General features: G+C 68.7%; 13 protein-coding genes. 2 read left to right on the plus strand and 11 right to left on the minus strand.

Annotated features, from left to right (window positions below; translation table 11 throughout):
- Position 1: 1 nt before the first annotated feature.
- Positions 2-769, minus strand: coding sequence for a response regulator transcription factor (locus FBZ83_RS07835; protein WP_145681920.1), 768 nt, complete (start codon positions 767-769; stop codon positions 2-4).
- 709 nt (positions 770-1478) lie between these two features.
- On the opposite strand from FBZ83_RS07835, the gene FBZ83_RS07840 reads away from it, so the two are divergent.
- Complete coding sequence (locus FBZ83_RS07840) at positions 1479-2258, plus strand: response regulator transcription factor (protein ID WP_145681921.1); 780 nt, start codon at positions 1479-1481, stop codon at positions 2256-2258.
- Here the strand turns inward: FBZ83_RS07840 and FBZ83_RS07845 are convergent.
- From FBZ83_RS07845 to FBZ83_RS31370, 10 genes are all read right to left on the minus strand, one after another.
- The gene (locus tag FBZ83_RS07845) at positions 2221-2757 is read right to left on the minus strand and encodes a response regulator transcription factor (protein ID WP_145681922.1); all 537 of its coding nucleotides are present in this window, start codon (positions 2755-2757) and stop codon (positions 2221-2223) included. The two genes, FBZ83_RS07840 and FBZ83_RS07845, sit on opposite strands and share 38 nt — an antisense overlap.
- Positions 2758-2881: 124 nt before the next feature.
- Positions 2882-4318 carry a UDP-glucose dehydrogenase family protein gene (locus FBZ83_RS07850; protein WP_145681923.1) on the minus strand — a complete coding sequence of 479 codons (1437 nt, stop codon included), beginning with the start codon at positions 4316-4318 and terminating at the stop codon, positions 2882-2884.
- Positions 4319-4398: 80 nt separating this feature from the next.
- Positions 4399-5406, minus strand: a complete 1008-nt coding sequence (locus FBZ83_RS07855) for an SDR family NAD(P)-dependent oxidoreductase (protein WP_145681924.1) — start codon at positions 5404-5406, stop codon at positions 4399-4401.
- Between the two features lie 27 nt (positions 5407-5433).
- Positions 5434-6513, minus strand: a complete 1080-nt coding sequence (locus FBZ83_RS07860; RefSeq protein WP_145681925.1) for an SDR family NAD(P)-dependent oxidoreductase — start codon at positions 6511-6513, stop codon at positions 5434-5436.
- A 59-nt stretch (positions 6514-6572) separates the two neighbouring features.
- Entirely contained in the window at positions 6573-7817 is a 1245-nt protein-coding gene (locus FBZ83_RS07865) for a glycosyltransferase family 4 protein (RefSeq protein WP_145681926.1), read from the minus strand.
- Between the two features lie 197 nt (positions 7818-8014).
- Positions 8015-8821: a WecB/TagA/CpsF family glycosyltransferase gene (locus tag FBZ83_RS07870; protein WP_145681927.1), complete on the minus strand. Its 807-nt coding sequence runs from the start codon at positions 8819-8821 to the stop codon at positions 8015-8017.
- Complete coding sequence (locus FBZ83_RS07875) at positions 8818-9897, minus strand: NAD-dependent epimerase/dehydratase family protein (protein ID WP_145681928.1); 1080 nt, start codon at positions 9895-9897, stop codon at positions 8818-8820. The genes FBZ83_RS07870 and FBZ83_RS07875 overlap by 4 nt, the downstream gene beginning before the upstream one ends.
- Positions 9898-9947: 50 nt before the next feature.
- Positions 9948-11546, minus strand: coding sequence for an undecaprenyl-phosphate glucose phosphotransferase (locus tag FBZ83_RS07880; RefSeq protein ID WP_145681929.1), 1599 nt, complete (start codon positions 11544-11546; stop codon positions 9948-9950).
- A gap of 76 nt (positions 11547-11622) precedes the next feature.
- Positions 11623-12570: a UDP-glucuronic acid decarboxylase family protein gene (locus FBZ83_RS07885; RefSeq protein WP_145681930.1), complete on the minus strand. Its 948-nt coding sequence runs from the start codon at positions 12568-12570 to the stop codon at positions 11623-11625.
- A 441-nt stretch (positions 12571-13011) separates the two neighbouring features.
- Entirely contained in the window at positions 13012-13170 is a 159-nt protein-coding gene (locus FBZ83_RS31370) for a hypothetical protein (RefSeq protein ID WP_186466002.1), read from the minus strand.
- A gap of 54 nt (positions 13171-13224) precedes the next feature.
- Between FBZ83_RS31370 and FBZ83_RS07890 the strand changes: the two genes are divergently transcribed.
- Positions 13225-15480 carry a GumC family protein gene (locus FBZ83_RS07890; RefSeq protein ID WP_145681931.1) on the plus strand — a complete coding sequence of 752 codons (2256 nt, stop codon included), beginning with the start codon at positions 13225-13227 and terminating at the stop codon, positions 15478-15480.
- Positions 15481-15513 lie beyond the last annotated feature (33 nt).

Below are 15513 nucleotides of genomic sequence, written 5' to 3' on the forward strand. Positions count from 1 at the left end.
CTCAGGGCCGGTTCGATTCCAGGGGAGCGCCGCGGGACAGATGGGCGTGGGCCATGAAGGCGGCCTCCGTCCGGTTGGTGGCGCCCAGCTTCTTCAGCACATTGCGGACATGGGCCTTGGCGGTGTTCTCGCACATGCCCAGCATGTAGGCGATGAGCTTGTTCGACTTGCCCTCGCGCATGCAGGTCAGCACGGCCATCTCGCGCGGCGTCAGACCGCCGATCCGGTCGGTCACCGGCAGGTCGGCGCCCGGCCCCGGCGGCGGAACGGTGATGGTGCCGGGCGCCGGCGCGATCAGCGATTGCAGCGAGGTGGCGGGCACGAAGGTGCCCCCGGCAGCGACCAGCCGGATCGCCTCCAGCATGACCCCCAGCCCGAGGCTGGGCACGATGTAGCCGCGCACGCCAAGGCGCAGGCTTTCCAGGATCATCCCGCCGTCGTCGCGGTCGGAGATGATCACCAGCGGCACCGGCAGGCAGGCCGACACGGCGTCGCGGATGGCCGCGCACAGGACGTCGTTCAGCCCCGCCTGCGCGCCGATGTTGCACAGCACGACCTCCGCCCGCCCGTCCCGCGCCAGGGCCCCGGCGGCGTCCTTCAGCGAGGCCACCGACCGCACGGTCATGTCCCGGCACAGCGTGCCGAGCCCGAGCGAGAAGCAATCCCGCGTCAGGCTGTTCGGGTCGGCCAGGACCACCGCAATGCCTGGAACGATGCCGGGCATGATCCCTGGGGCGATCCCCGCTTGATGCTTGATGTCCGTCGTCATCCGCTCCCCCTTTCGGTCAAACGCCAATGCGTCCCATCTCTTCAAACCGGAGTTGCGGACCGCGATCCGCCCTTGCCGGTGAGTGGGGCTTCAATTCTCGGGTGAGCGCGTCCGCTCGCGGATACTCGGAAAGATTTTATTTTTTCCATTTTCAGCGTCTTCCCCTGCCGACCGGTTGGCCTGTTTCTGTTGGAAGATCATCAGGAATGCTTGCGCGATCTGCATTTGATGTTTTCAACGTTACCAGAACAGCAGGACCGGTAAATACGCACTTCGATGCAAGGTTGTGATGGGGCCGCGTTTTAGTCCGTACTCATTTCGGCGCCCTTCAGGCCGTGTTTCCCAGGGCGCGTACGCCTTTGTGCGGATGGGGGCGGTGTAGACCGTGCATCCCGCCGCATCTTGGGACCGGGCCGGATGGGGCTGCCGACGCCCCATGTCTCCTTCGCATCCGAAAGAACAGGCCCAAATGGTGCAAGTCAGGGTGCGATATGCTCTGACCAATGGAAAGATCAGAGAGACCAAGCGCTGCGCTTCAGGATGTGCACCACCCGAACCCCTCCGGAATACACGGGGTTCGATGGGAAATATTTCAAATAGGAGGTAAAGACCAAGGCCGACTTGGCTAATTCTGCGCGGGATTGACGTTGACGGTGGACAGGGTGCAGTGCAGCATCAGGTTCGAATAATGGGTCGGGAGACATCCTTCATGGCATCGTACGGGACGGCGGCTCCATCACCCCATGGCGGCGCACACGCTCCCGGACCGGCAAACGGGCACCGGGGCATCGCGGCCCTTCTTCTCGACGAAAGCCCGTTGACCCGCGAATGCCTGTCCGCCGGTCTCAGCCTGCGTGATCCGTCCCTCCAGGTGCGGACCGCGGCGTCCCTGGACGAGGCGAGGACGATCCTTGCCGCCGGAACCCCTCCCGCCGTCGTGCTGTGCAACGTCGCCAGCCTGACCCCGCCCGGGGGCAGCGTCCTGGCGACGCTGCGCGGTCTTGCCGGGGCCTTCGGCGGAACGCCGTTGGTCGTGCTGACCGATGGGGAGGAGACGGATCTGCCGCGGGAGGCCAGCCGGTTGGGCGTGCGGGGGTGCCTGCCGACCAGCGTCGGCCTCGCCGTCGCCCGCGAGGCGGTCCGTCTGGTGGCCGGCGGCGGGACCTTCTTCCCCTCCCCCTTCCTGAACCGCCCGCTGCATCATGGCGAGGCCGTGGAGGACGACCCGCCCGCGCCGACCGGCGGGGCGGCGCTGACCGCGCGCCAGCGCGGCGTGCTGCAACGGCTTCGCGAGGGGAAATCGAACCGCGTCATCGCGCAGGAACTGGGGATCAGCGAGAACACGGCGAAGGTCCATGTCCGCGGCATCCTGCGGGCGCTGGGCGCCGCCAACCGCGCCGAGGCCGTGCGCAAGGCGTGGCAGCCGGCCGAACCGTCCGCCCGGGAGTCGATCAGCGGGAGTCGGGATCAGGGTCCGGATCTGGACTGACCGTCCCGCCGCCGTGGATCAGCCGCAGGGCAGCGATCACCTCGGCCAGCGGCATCCGTCCGCTCAGCACCCCACGCAGCCCGAGACGCGCCGCGGCGGCGGCCACCGCCGCGCCGGGCCGGTCGGCGAGAACCGCCACGGGGGGATGAGGACCACCACCGGACAGCGCGTCCAGCAGGTGGCCGACCCCGCCTTTCGCCGGGTCGGCGCGCCCGATGCTGACCAGGACCACGTCGGCGCCGCGCAGGGCGGCGGGAAGGTCGGCCAGCGCCGTGGTGCTGCGCTGGTGGCTCACCGCCACGTCCGGCGCGAAGGCGGTGATCGCCGCGGCGAGGCTTTCGCCGAACAGCGCGCGGTCGTCGATCAGCAGCACGGCGATCGGTGCCCGCCCGCCGGTCCGCGCATCGGAACGGGGAGGACGGGCACCGCCCCGCGCGCCGGCGGGCGCACGGGGCATGAAGTCTCGACGGATGCCGGCCAGCGCGTCCAACCCGAACATGGCTGTGTCTTTCGGAATCGGGAGATCCCAGCCGGCTCCCCGCGCCGGGCCGCCATCGCCGGAGCGGGGACGGCCCGGTCAGGGCACCGCTGCGTGGCCGGAGTGCACGGGCACCGCGCCCGCGTCAATCCGCCAGGTCGGAAGCGGCGGCCGCAAGCTGTCCGGAGAAGGGCAGGACACAGGCGTCGCCCGCGAAGCTGTTGCTGAGCAGCATCGCCTCCGCCGCCTTGCGCCGCTTCGCCGCGTCGGGCCGCACATCGCGCCGGCCAACGGATCCGTAATGGAACCCCGCAGCCGCCATGGCCGCCGGGTCGTAGACGTTGCGCAGATCGACCATCACCGGGCGGCGCATCAGGCCGCGGACGCGGCCCAGATCCAGCGCGCGGAACTCGTTCCATTCCGTCAGGATGGCGACGCAGTCGGCCTCGGCGAGCGGGGCGTAGGCGTCGTCGTGCCAGACCACGCCGGGCAGCAGATGGCGCCCCTCCTCCATGCCGGCGGGGTCGTAGGCGTGAACCGTGGCGCCGGCCTGCTGAAGCAGCGGGATGATCTCCAGGCTCGCCGCCTCGCGCATGTCGTTGGTGTCGGGCTTGAAGGTGATGCCCAGCACGGCGATCCTCTTGCCCGCCGCGTCCGATCCGCAGGCCTGGAGAATCCGCGCGGCCATCAGCCGCTTGCGCGCCCGGTTCACGTCCACCACCGTTTCGATCAGCCGGACCGGCGCGCCGTGCTGCCGCCCGGTGCGCACCAGCGCCTCGGTGTCCTTGGGGAAGCAGGAGCCGCCGAAGCCCGGCCCGGCGTTCAGGAACGGCCGCCCGATGCGCCCGTCCAGCCCCATGCCCGCCGCCACGTCCTGCACGTCGGCCCCCACCCGTTCGCACAGGTCGGCCACCTCGTTGATGAAGGTGATCTTGAAGGCCAGGAAGGCGTTGGCCGAGTATTTGGTCAGCTCCGCCGTCTCGATGCCGGTATGCACGAAGGGCGTCCCGGCGCGGATCAGCGGCTGGTAGAGAGCGTCCATCACCGCCCGCGCGCGGTCAGAATCGGCACCGATCACCACGCGGTCGGGCTGCATGAAGTCGCCGATGGCCGAGCCTTCGCGCAGGAATTCCGGATTGGACACCACGTCGAACTCGGCGCGCGGGTTGATGTCCCGCACGATGGCGGCGACTTGGCGGCCAGTGCCGACCGGCACCGTCGATTTGGTCACGATGACCGTGTAGCGGGTCATCGTCCGCGCGATCTCCGCCGCCGCCGCGTGAACGTAGGTCAGGTCGGCCCCGCCGTCGCCGGGTCGGGAGGGGGTTCCGACCGCGATCAGCACCACGTCGGCCCCCTCCATGGCGACCGCGAGGTCGGACGTGAAGGACAGACGCTCCGCCGCCATGTTGCGCGCCACAAGGACGTCCAGGCCGGGTTCGTAGATGGGGATCTCGCCGCCCCTCAGGCGCCGGATTTTCGATTCATCCTTGTCCACACAGCACACGTCGATGCCGAATTCGGCAAAGCAGGCGCCGGACACGAGACCGACATAGCCGGTCCCCACAACAGCGATCCGCATCATTCCACTCCTGTTGCTTGATGGCGTTGCCGAAGCCATCCCTGGCCGGCTCGAAGGTTGGCCGGCTTGAAAAATGACCGTCAGGCCACGGCGCGCTCCGCCATGCCGCTTGATTGGCCGCTCGATTGGACATCGTCCCGGCCGTTCTCGCGCAGCGCCCAGCGCACGGTTTCCGCCAGCCCCTGCTCCAGACGCGTGCGCGGCGTCCAGCCGAGCACCGCCCCGGCGTAGGCCACGTCCGCCTGCACGCTGCGCTGCTCGCCCGGACGTTCGGGGTGGTAGAGCACGGGATGGTCGGCCCGCGTGCGCCCCAGGGCCCCCAGCGCGAGGTCGGCCAGTTCGCTGATGCTGGTCTGCCGCCCGCTGCCGAGGTTGAAGATCCTGCCGTGGCTGGCCGGGTTGTCGAGCGCGCCGACCCAGGCGTCCACCACGTCGTCGATGAAGACGAAATCGCGGGTCTGCTTGCCGTCGCCATAGATGCGGATCGGCTCGCCGCGGATGATGTTGCCCAGGAAGATGCCCAGCACCCCCTGGTAGGGGTTGTCCACCGCCTGCCGCGGCCCGTAGACGTTGTACATGCGGAAGGAGGTGACGGCCAGACCGCCCGGCAGGTCGGGCCGCTCCGCCGTCAGATGCACGTAGCGCTCGCCCGCGTATTTCGTCACCCCGTAGTAGGACACCGGGGAACAGGGCGTGTCCTCCGGCGTCGGCACCACCGCGGCGTTGCCGTAGGCGCTCATCGAGCTGGCGTAGAGCAGGCGCTTCACCCCGCGCTCGACGCACTGCTGGAGGACGTTCACCGTCCCCTCCACGTTGGTGCGCAGGTCACCGACCGGGTTGCTGAAGGCGCGGATGATCGACACCTGCCCGGCGATGTGGATCACCGCGTCGGGCACCTCCTCGAACGCCGCGTCGAGGTCGGCGGGGTTGGTGACGTCGCCGCGGATGTAGCGCACCTCCGCCGGCACGTTGGAGCGCAGCCCGGTGGACTCGTTGTCGATCACCGTCACCCGATGGCCGAGCGACACGAGGCGGTGCGTGATGTGGGAGCCGATGAATCCGGCCCCGCCCGTTACAAGCACGTTCATTGGTTCCTCCACCGCACAGGGGTCGGGTTACGCGCTGAGGGCGATGCGGCCCGGTTCGAGCTGGGTCTGGTCCGTGGGCAGGCCGTTCTGCGCGAGGTAGCGTTCCGCCCAGTCCCACAGGCGGCGGATGCCGGTGTCGCGGTCGACCTGCGGGCGCCAGCCGAGGACCTGCTCGGCCTTGCGGATGTCGCTGACGTAGCAGGGCTGGTCGCCGGGCCGCCAGTCGGAGAAATCGGCCTCCACCGGCGCGCCGCGCAGGGTGGACAGCATCTCCCCGAACTCGCGCCAGACCGAGATGGTGTTCTCTGGACCACCGCCGATGTTGAAGACCTGCCCGCGGCTGACCTCGATCTTCTCGGTGGCGAGGCGGAAGGCGCGCACGAGGTCCTCGACGAACAGCACGTCGCGCACCTGCATGCCGTCGCCGTAGATGTGGATGGGCCGCCCGCTCAGCGCCGAGATGATGAAATGCGCGACCCAGCCCTGGTCCTCGTTGCCGAACTGGCGCGGGCCGTAGATGCAGCTCATCCGGAAGACGACGGTCGGCAGGTCGTAGATGCGGGCGTAGTCGCGCACATACTGGTCCGCCGCCCCCTTGGAGCAGCCGTAGGGCGAATGGAAGTCCAGCGGCTCCGCCTCCGAGACGCCGAGCGGACGGTCGACAAAGCGGTAGCGGCTGCCGGTCTGCTCCACCGCCACATGCTCCAGCCCGCCATAGACCTTGTTGGTCGAGGTGAAGACCACCTTCGGCGGAGTCTTCATGCGGCGCGCCGCCTCCAGCACGTTGAAGGTGCCGAGCGCGTTGATGTCGAAGTCGGTGCGCGGATCGTCCAGCGACGAGGTCACCGCGACCTGCCCGGCGAGGTGATAGACCTCCTCCGCCCCGGCCATGCAGGCTTTGACGGCGGCGAAATCGCGCACGTCGGCCTTCATGAAGGTCAGGCGGGAGCCGGCGTTGAGGGTTTGCAGCCACGCCGCGTTCCGCTCGCTGCCCGGCCGCAGCAGGGCGTCCAGGACGACGACGTCGCGCCCGTCCTCCAGCAGGTTCTTGACCAGATTGCAGCCGACGAAGCCGGCCCCGCCGGTCACGAGCGTTTTGCCTTCCATAGGTGTCTTCTCCATTGCTGCGGCTTTTACCGGTTGGGCAGGGGGTGTTTGGCAGGGGTTCAGGCGGCCTTGAGGACGGCGGCGCCCGACGGGCGGCGGACCACCGCCTCGTAGAGCCGGTGGGTGTCGGCGGCGGCGGCGGCCCAGTCGAAGCGCTGGGTGGCGCGCAGGCGGCCGTGGCGGCCCATCCGTGCCCGCCGCTCGGGGTCGGCGGCCAGCTGCTCGACGGCGGCGCGCAGGGCCAGCGGGTCGCCCGGCTCGACGATCACCGCGCAGCCGTCGTCAACCTGATGGGGGATGCCGCCGACCCGGGTCGTCACCACCGGGACACCGAAGGCCATCGCCTCCAGGATCACGTTGGGGAAGGTGTCGGCCAGGGTCGGGAAGACGAACAGGTCGGAGCGGCGGAACATGGCGGCGACCTCCGCCTCGGCCAGATTGCCGGTGAGGTGGATGGTCTGGCCCGGCCCGCAGCGGCGCTGGTACGCCTCGTAATCGACGAAGTCCCGCTTCTCGCCGCCGACGATCAGGCGGAACGGCATCGACAGCCCCACGAAGGCGTCGAGCAGCACGCCCAGCCCCTTGTTGGCCGTGTGGTTGGCCAGGAAGAAGGCGGTGAACGGGCCGCCGTCCTCCTCCCGCTCGGGGATGCCGAACTTGCGGTGGATGTCCTGGTCCGCCGCGGTCGGCGTCCCCCATTCGGTCGGTCGGTCGACGCCATAGGGAATGACGGCGATGTCGTCCCCCGTGAAGCCGAAGCCGCGGACGATGGGCAGGTCGACGGGCGAGATCGCGCAGATCGCCGCGGCGTTGCGGACGACGTAGCGGACCGGGCGGTCGATCAGCAGGTCCCAGGCCAGCCGCCGCGCCGCGTCCATGCGCCGGAAGGCCGCCGGGTTGCCGATCTCCACAAAGCCGTGGGTGGACACCACGTAGGGCACGCCCTTCGCCACGCAGGCGCGGGCCACCCGCATCATCTCCAGCGCCGGGATCGGGTTGTGGATGTGCACCAGATCGTAGGAGCCGTGGCGGATCAGCGCCGGGATGCTCGACTGGTAGAACAGGGTCTTCGCACGGTTGGGCAGCATGGAATCGAGCCCGGCGAAGGGGCTGGAGGTCCGCACCTCGATGCGCTCGCCCGGCTTGCTCAGATCCATCGGGACCCGGCTCGCCATGCCCATGTTCGCGATGTCGATGCGGTCGTGCGCCTGCAGCGCGACGCTCAGCTTCTCCGCCGCCTTGCTGGCGCCGCTGACCGCCAGATGCGGCGGCACGACGATCGCCGACAGGATCTTCAGGCTCATTGCAGGAATCCCCGACTGTCATGGAAGCGCGGGCCGCATCGGTCGCGGTTCACGGCGCTGTTCCGAGGTCGTTCAGGAAAATCCGCCGATGCAAGGCCGTTTCATTTTAAAAACGGCACTCACAGACACAGCATCGGAGGCGTTTTCATTTTTAATAACGGCGCTTCTCTTTGGCAATCACCAAACAACCGTCGCGTCTAGCCAAATCGAAGCTCTCCTTTCGGACGGCGCGCCTGGCCGCTGCGGACCAGCGGCATCTGCACCGCCTGGCAGGCCAGCAGGAACAGGAAGGCCGGATTCAGCATGACGTAGCGCCGCCACAGCCGCCGCGGTTCGGTGGACAGCCGGAACAGCCATTCCAGGCCGTTGTTCTGCATCCACATCGGCGCCTGCGGCTGTTTCCCGGCGATGAAGTCGAAAGCGGCGCCGACCGCGATCAGCGGCATCGACAGCGCCGCCTTGTGCTCGTAGACCCAGGTCTCCTGGCGCGGGCAGCCCAGCCCGACGAAGACGATCCGCGCGCCGGACTCGATGATCTCACGGTCCACCGCCGCGCGCTCCTCGCTGCTCAGGGTGCGGAAGGCGGACGGGCGGGCGCCGGCGATGATCAGGCCGGGGAAGCGCTCCGTCAATGCCGCGGTCAGCGTGTCGAGCAGCGCCGCCGTGGCTCCGTAGAGGTAGATGGGCAGTCCCTTCGCCGCCGCCGCCGCGCAGGTGCGCAGCATCAGGTTCGGACCATAGACGCGGTCCGGCAGGGCGGCGCCGTGCAGCCGGTTCAGCGCCCAGCGCACCGGCTGGCCGTCCGGGGTCACGAGGTCGATGGCGTTCAGGCGGTAACGGTGCTCCGGATCGAGCGCCCCGGTCATCACCCCGTGTACGGCGAGCGCGCTGACCGCAAAGGGTTTTTGCTGTTCCGCCGCGTCGATGATGGCGCGCACGCCGGCCTCGTAATCGACGGCGTTGACATAGACGCCGAGCACTTCCTTTTTCCCATGGTCGATCATGCCACGGCCTCCACGCGCCAACGGCGCCGATTGCTGTCGTGAATGTCGGTGAGGATGTTGCGCACGTCGTGCCGGATGTCCCAGGACGGGTAATGGGAGCGGAACCGGTCGAGCGCGCTGACCCACCAGATGTGGTCGCCGATGCGGTTGGCCTCCTTGAAGGCCAGATCCATCGGGCGCCCGGTGATCTCCTCGCACAGCGCCACCGCCTCCAGGATGGAGCAGTTGCTCGCGCGTCCGCCGCCGATGTTGTAGACCTCGGCGCTGCGCGGCGCGTCGTGGAACGCCTGGAAGGCGGCGATCAGGTCGTTGCTGTGGATGTTGTCGCGAACCTGCTTGCCCTTGTAGCCGATCACGTCGTAGCGGGTGCCGGTGACGGCGCAGCGCATCAGATAGGCCAGGAAGCCGTGAAGCTGCGTCGGCGAATGGTTCGGCCCGGTCAGGCAACCGCCGCGGAAGCACACCGTCTTCATCCCGAAATAACGGCCATACTCCTGGACCAGCACGTCGGCCGCCACCTTGGAGGCGCCGAACAGGCTGTGCAGGGTGGCGTCGATCGACATGTCCTCGGCGATGCCGCCGGCGTAGCGGTGGGACGGGTCGATCTCGTAGCGCGTCTCCGTCTCGATCAGCGGCAGGCGGTTCGGCGTGTCGCCGTAGACCTTGTTGGTCGAGGTGAAGATGAACACCGCGTCCGGGCAATGGCGCCGCGCCGCCTCCAGCATGTTCAGCGTGCCGTTGGCGTTCACCGAGAAATCCATCTGGGGATCACGCGCCGCCCAATCGTGCGAGGGCTGGGCCGCCGTGTGGATGACCAGGGAGATGGCGGACCCATGCCGCTCGAACAGCGCGTCGATGGCCGCGGCGTCGCGGATGTCGATGGCGTGGTGGCGGTAGCGCTGGCGCAGCGTCTGCTCCAGGGTCTGGCGCTGCCACGCGGTCGAGGCCTCGTCGCCGAAGAAGATGCGCCGCATGTCGTTGTCGATGCCGACGACGTCCATTCCCAGCGCACCGAAATGCAGGCAACTCTCCGACCCGATCAATCCGCAGGAACCGGTGACAAGGGCGACGGACATGACGTCAAACTCCTTCGCGGTTTGTTTGTTGGTTCGGCAGGGGGGCTTCGTCAGTAGGCGTTGCGGTCCCAGAAAAGGAGGAGGGCGGTGCGCACCATGATCTCGGCGTCCAGCCCCAGGGACCAGTTGTCGACGTAGTAGAGGTCGTGCTCGACGCGGCGGGCGGCGGTGTGGAGGTTGTCGATCTCGCCGCGCAGCCCGTTCACCTGCGCCCAGCCGGTGATTCCGGGGCGGACGCGGTGGCGGCAGGCGTAGTTCTCCACCGCCTCGTGGTACAGCACGTCCCCGGCCTTCATGGCGACGGGATGGGGCCGCGGCCCGACGATGGACATGTCGCCGCGCAGCACGTTGAAGAGCTGCGGAAGCTCGTCGATGCTGGTGCGGCGCAGGAAGCGCCCGACACGCGTCACCCGCGGGTCGTTGCGCACCGTCCGCTGCGCGCCCGACTGGTCGCCGCGGTCGGTGTGCATCGTGCGGAACTTCCAGATCTCGAATTCCTCGTTGTTGAAGCCGAAGCGCTTCTGGCGGAACAGCACCGGGCCGGGGCTTTCCAGCTTGATCGCCGCCGCAGCCAGCAGCAGGACCGGCGCCAGGACCGCCAGGGCCGCGCCGCCGATCAGCAGATCCTCCGACCGCTTCAGCACGCCGCGCCAGCCGGCCAGCGGGTGATGGATGACGCCCAGCAGCGGAATGCCCGCCGTCGCATCGACCGACAGGCCGGCGGTGCGGGCGATCAGCCGGTGCGGCAGCAGGCGGACGTCCACCGCAAGGACGCGCAGCCGCTCCAGGATGTCGGTGATCTCGGCCTCGGCGCTCCAGGGCAGGGCCACCACCACGAGGTCGACGCGGTTCTTGCGCACCTGCTCGACCAGCCCGGCCACGCCCCCCAGCACCGGCACCCCGGCCAGCCGGGCGGTGGTCAGGGGTGGCGCGGCGACGGACGACGGCCGGTCCGCCCCGGTGGACACCGCGCCGATCACCTGATAGCCCGCCCCCTCCGTCCGCTGGAGGCGGTCCAGCCATTCGAAGGCCAGATCGTTGGTGCCGACCAGCAGGGTCCGCTGCCGCGACCCGCCGGCCAGATTCCAGTCGCGCGCCAACCGCAGGAACAAGGTGCGCAGCGCGGTCAGCCCGAACAGGCCGAGGCCGTACCACAGCCACAGCGTCCCCGCCGCCGCCGTGTCCAGCCGCCGCAGGTCCCCCGTCACGCCAAGCAGAAGGACGAGCACCAGGAAAGCCGCCGTCCAGGCCCCGAACAGCGGCCCCGCGTGCGCACCGATGGTCCGCCGCACCGCCTTGGGGCGCAGGTTGCGGTAGCAGCCCGCGCTGTAGAAGCACATCAGCGACAGCACCGCCAGCGGACCGACCGCCGCGTTGAAGACACCCGCCAAGGAGGTGACGGCACCCGTGAACAAGGCCGGATCAGCCGGGGCGGCCCGCAGCAAACGGGCGGCGATGCCCTCCGCCGCCAGCCCCGTCCCGACGACCATCAGCGCGTCCGCGGCGACCAGCCCGCACAGCAGGGCCGGGGCGGAGGCCGCGGCGGCAACCGGCGAGGCGGAGTCCGGCCGCGGGCCTTGGAAGGCCATCCCCACGCGCGCGCCGTAGTCCGGCTTCGCCGGGCTGTTTCGTGAAGGGAGTTCGAACATCCGCCGTTCCCTGTTGGCCCATTCCCTGCCGCCGCACCCCAGCGATGCGGCGGCGCTGCCGGCTGCCGTGCCGCGCTCAGAAATAGGTCTTGGCGAAATAGGCGATGGTGCGCTCCAGCCCCTCTTCGAGCGGCACGTGCGGCATCCATTTCAGGTAGGCGTGGGCCTTGGTGATGTCCGGCTTGCGCTGCCGCGGATCGTCCTGGGGCAGCGGGTGCCGCTCGATCCGCGAGCGTGAACCGGTCATCCGGATGACGGTCTCCGCCAGTTCCAGGATGGTGAACTCGCCGGGGTTGCCGAGGTTGATCGGGCCGGTCACCGTCCCGTCCGTTTCCATCAGCCGGTGCAGCCCCTCGACCAGATCGTCGACGTAGCAGAAGGATCGCGTCTGCGAGCCGTCGCCGTAGATGGTGATCGGGTCGCCCTTCAGCGCCTGGACGATGAAGTTCGACACCACGCGCCCGTCGTTCGGATTCATGCGCGGCCCGTAGGTGTTGAAGATGCGCGCCATCTTGATCGGGACCTTGTGCTGCCGGTTGTAGTCGAAGAACAGCGTCTCGGCGCAGCGCTTGCCCTCGTCGTAGCAGGCGCGCGGGCCGATGGGATTGACGTTGCCCCAGTAATCCTCGCGCTGCGGGTGGACGAAGGGATCGCCGTAGACCTCGCTGGTCGAGGCCTGGAGGATCGTCGCCTTCACCCGTTTGGCCAGCCCCAACATGTTGATGGCGCCGTGCACCGACGTCTTGGTCGTCTGCACCGGGTCGAACTGGTAATGCACCGGCGAGGCCGGGCAGGCGAGGTTGTAGATTTCGTCCACCTCGACATAGAGGGGGAAGGTGATGTCGTGGCGCACCGCCTCGAACTTCGGGTTGTCCAGCAGATGCGCAATATTCGAACGCGCTCCCGTGAAATAGTTGTCGACGCACAGGACCTCTTTCCCGGCGGCCAGAAGACGCTCGCACAGGTGCGATCCGATGAACCCGGCGCCACCTGTCACAAGAACGCGCTCAGTCGTGGACGTCATTGAGCCTCTCCATGGAGTTTGACCGGGGAATTCGACCGGACGGCGGCGGCACGCGGAGACACCGCGCCATCCCGCTGTCGCGAATATTTTAAAATCCGGAGACGAGGTGCGGCGCGCCACCATACGAATTGGACGGGTATTCCGTCTGTACGCGGGACTGCACGACCATGTCTGGAGTTGTTCGGCGTTTTGAAGCCAGAGCCGGCTCCGCTGCACCCGGCGAACTGTGACCGGCGCGGAGTTGACCGTCAAACACGCGGACGGGGTATCGGATATGATTATTTATGAGGGCCGCCGTCGTAAGCACAGCGACGGATGGGCCTTCTTTTTTTCAATTGTTGAGCGACGCCATTCACGGTACTCGAAGTCTGTCCGGCAACGGTTGCCGCAGCGGAACATCACGGACCATTTGGCCCCGCTCCTTAAAAAGCGGCCGAATTCTCAGTTATCTTCAAAGAAAACAAAAAGGCGCAGCGCGTCCTTTTGCAGCCATCCGCCACGCCCATCCCGGGCCGGACCGCCAGCCAGCAAGACGAAAGGGGCGACGACGTGAATTCTTCGATCGGCAAAGGCGGAACGCTTCCAGGCCACGAAGCGCACGCCAGCGTCCTTCCGGACAGTCTTCTGCAATCGGCCGCCGGGGAGTCCACCGACGTGCGCAGCCGGCAGGAGGCGACCGTTTTCGCCACGCTGGCCGTGCTGTGGCGGCGCAAGCTGCTGCTGCTCACCGTCATCCTGCTGGGGACGGCGACGATCACCTACGTCATGCAGTCGCTGAAGCCGATGTACCGGGCCACCGCGATGGTGCAGCTCGACTCCCGGCGGGTCGAACTGGCGGAGTTCAAGTCGGTGGTGTCCAACCTGACGCCCGAAGCGCCGGCGGTGCGCAGCGAGGTGTCCATCGTCGGTTCGCGCGCCCTGGCGGAGCGGGTGGTCGAAAAGCTGGGCCTGCTCAACGACCCTGAATTCAACCCGACGCTCAAGGCGCCGGACGGCGCGGACGAGCATTGGCTGAAGCGCGTCACCAGGGCCGGCGTCGGCGCGCTGCCGCCGGAAGGCAACGACGTCCTGCGCCGGATCGTGCAAGAGACGACCGCGCTGTTCCGCGCCGACGACGGGCCGGTCGCCCGCGACCCGGACCAGGCCCGCCTGCTGACCATCGACACGCTGCTGCGCCGGATCGAGGCGCGCAACGACGACCGCTCCTTCACCATCATCATCGAGGCGTCGTCGGTCGATCCCGCCAAGGCCGCGGCCATCGCCAACGCCTTCGGCCAAGCCTATCTGGACTACCGCACCGAGATGAACCGCGACATGACCGAGCGGGTCAACCAATGGCTCGGCGGGCGGCTCATCGAGGCGCGCGAGGCGGTGCGCGGCGCCGAGGAGGCCATCCGCGGTTTCCGCAAGGAGAACAGCCTGCTGGAGCTGCCGCCCGACGGGCGCAACATGGTCCAGCAGCAGATGAACGAGCTCGCCACACAGCTGACCGCGGCGCAGGCGCAGAAGGCGGCGGCCGAGGCGCGCGTGCGCCAAGCCCGCGACCAGACCGCCGCCAACAACGCCGCGGCGATCCCGGAGGTGCTGGCCTCCCCGCTGATCCAGAAGCTGCGCGAGGCCGAGGCGATGCTGGAGCGCCGGCTGGCCGAGCTTCAGCAGGTCTATGGCGACAAGCACCAGGACATCGTGAATCTGCGCCGCGGCATCGGCGAGCTGAAGGCGCGCATCCGCGACGAGGTCGGCAAGATCCAGAAGGGACTGGACGCCGATCTGGAGGTCGCGCGCATCCGCGAGGCCACCTTGCTGAAGAGCATCGCCGACCTGCAGGAACAGCAGAAGGGCATCGAGGCGACCGGCATCCAGCTCCGCGACCTGGAACGCTCCGCCGACGCGCACCGCACGCTCTACCGCAGCCTCGCCGAACGCTACGAGCAGACGATGGCGCTGAAGAACACCGGCGCGCTGGACGCGCATCTCAGCGCCCCCGCCCTGCCGCCGATCCGCCCGGCCTTCCCGCAGCTCCGCATGTCGCTGGGCGTCGGGCTGGTCGGCTCCACGGCGCTGGCGGTGGCGCTGGTGCTGCTGCTGGAACGGCTCAGCTCCGGCCTGCGCACGCCGGCCCAGGTGGAGCGGGCGACCGGCGTGCCCTGCCTCGGCATGGTCCCGTCGCTTCCCCGCAACGAGGCGACCTGGAACCTGCCCCTGTACCCTGAAAATCGGCCCGACAGCCGCCGCGCCCGCGAGATCGGCGCTTTCCGCGAGGCGATCCAGACCGTCCGCACCATGGCCTGCATGCCGCGCAAGCGGGGGACGCCGCCCAAGGTGCTGCTCGTCACCTCCTCCCTTCCCAAGGAAGGCAAATCGGTGCTGGCGGCCAATCTGGCGCGGTCGCTGGCCGGGTTGGGGCTGAACACGCTGCTGATCGACGCGGATTTCCGCCGCCCCTCCATCGCGACGCTGCTGGGCTACCAGCCGCAGGGCAGCGTCGCCGATCTGCTGGACGGCCGTGTCGGCATCGACGACCTGATCCACCAGGAAACCACCAACCTCGGCGTCCTGGGCAACACCGTCGGCACGCCCGACGCGCACGACCGCATCAGCTCCCAGGCGATGAGCGACCTGATCGCGTGGGCGCGCCACAATTACGACGTGGTGGTGATCGACTCCGCCCCGGTGATGCTGTTCTCCGACGCGCTGGCCCTGTCCTTCCTGGCCGACAGCGTGATTTACGTCGTCCGCTGGCAGCACACCCCGCTCGACACCGTGACGGCCGGCTTCAACAAGCTGAAGTCGGTCGACAGCGCGGTCGGCGGCGTCGTGCTGTCGCGCGTCGTCGCGTCCAAGCACGTCAAGTACGGCCACAAGGACGACGCCTACTACTACGCCCTGCACGCGCCCGCGCGGCATTGACGCGCCGATGATCGGCGCCCACGCGACGGCAAT

The sequence above is a fragment of the Azospirillum brasilense genome (genome assembly GCF_007827815.1).
Taxonomy (GTDB): domain Bacteria; phylum Pseudomonadota; class Alphaproteobacteria; order Azospirillales; family Azospirillaceae; genus Azospirillum; species Azospirillum brasilense_C.

Coding starts and splice junctions, on each gene's coding strand:
- FBZ83_RS07870 (WP_145681927.1), bottom strand. CDS start 8,821: ATGATCGACCATGGGAAAAAGGAAGTGCTCGGCGTCTATGTCAACGCC.
- FBZ83_RS07880 (WP_145681929.1), bottom strand. CDS start 11,546: ATGTTCGAACTCCCTTCACGAAACAGCCCGGCGAAGCCGGACTACGGC.
- FBZ83_RS07860 (WP_145681925.1), bottom strand. CDS start 6,513: ATGGAAGGCAAAACGCTCGTGACCGGCGGGGCCGGCTTCGTCGGCTGC.
- FBZ83_RS07845 (WP_145681922.1), bottom strand. CDS start 2,757: ATGTTCGGGTTGGACGCGCTGGCCGGCATCCGTCGAGACTTCATGCCC.
- FBZ83_RS07840 (WP_145681921.1), top strand. CDS start 1,479: ATGGCATCGTACGGGACGGCGGCTCCATCACCCCATGGCGGCGCACAC.
- FBZ83_RS07865 (WP_145681926.1), bottom strand. CDS start 7,817: ATGAGCCTGAAGATCCTGTCGGCGATCGTCGTGCCGCCGCATCTGGCG.
- FBZ83_RS07885 (WP_145681930.1), bottom strand. CDS start 12,570: ATGACGTCCACGACTGAGCGCGTTCTTGTGACAGGTGGCGCCGGGTTC.
- FBZ83_RS07875 (WP_145681928.1), bottom strand. CDS start 9,897: ATGTCCGTCGCCCTTGTCACCGGTTCCTGCGGATTGATCGGGTCGGAG.
- FBZ83_RS07835 (WP_145681920.1), bottom strand. CDS start 769: ATGACGACGGACATCAAGCATCAAGCGGGGATCGCCCCAGGGATCATG.
- FBZ83_RS07850 (WP_145681923.1), bottom strand. CDS start 4,318: ATGCGGATCGCTGTTGTGGGGACCGGCTATGTCGGTCTCGTGTCCGGC.
- FBZ83_RS07855 (WP_145681924.1), bottom strand. CDS start 5,406: ATGAACGTGCTTGTAACGGGCGGGGCCGGATTCATCGGCTCCCACATC.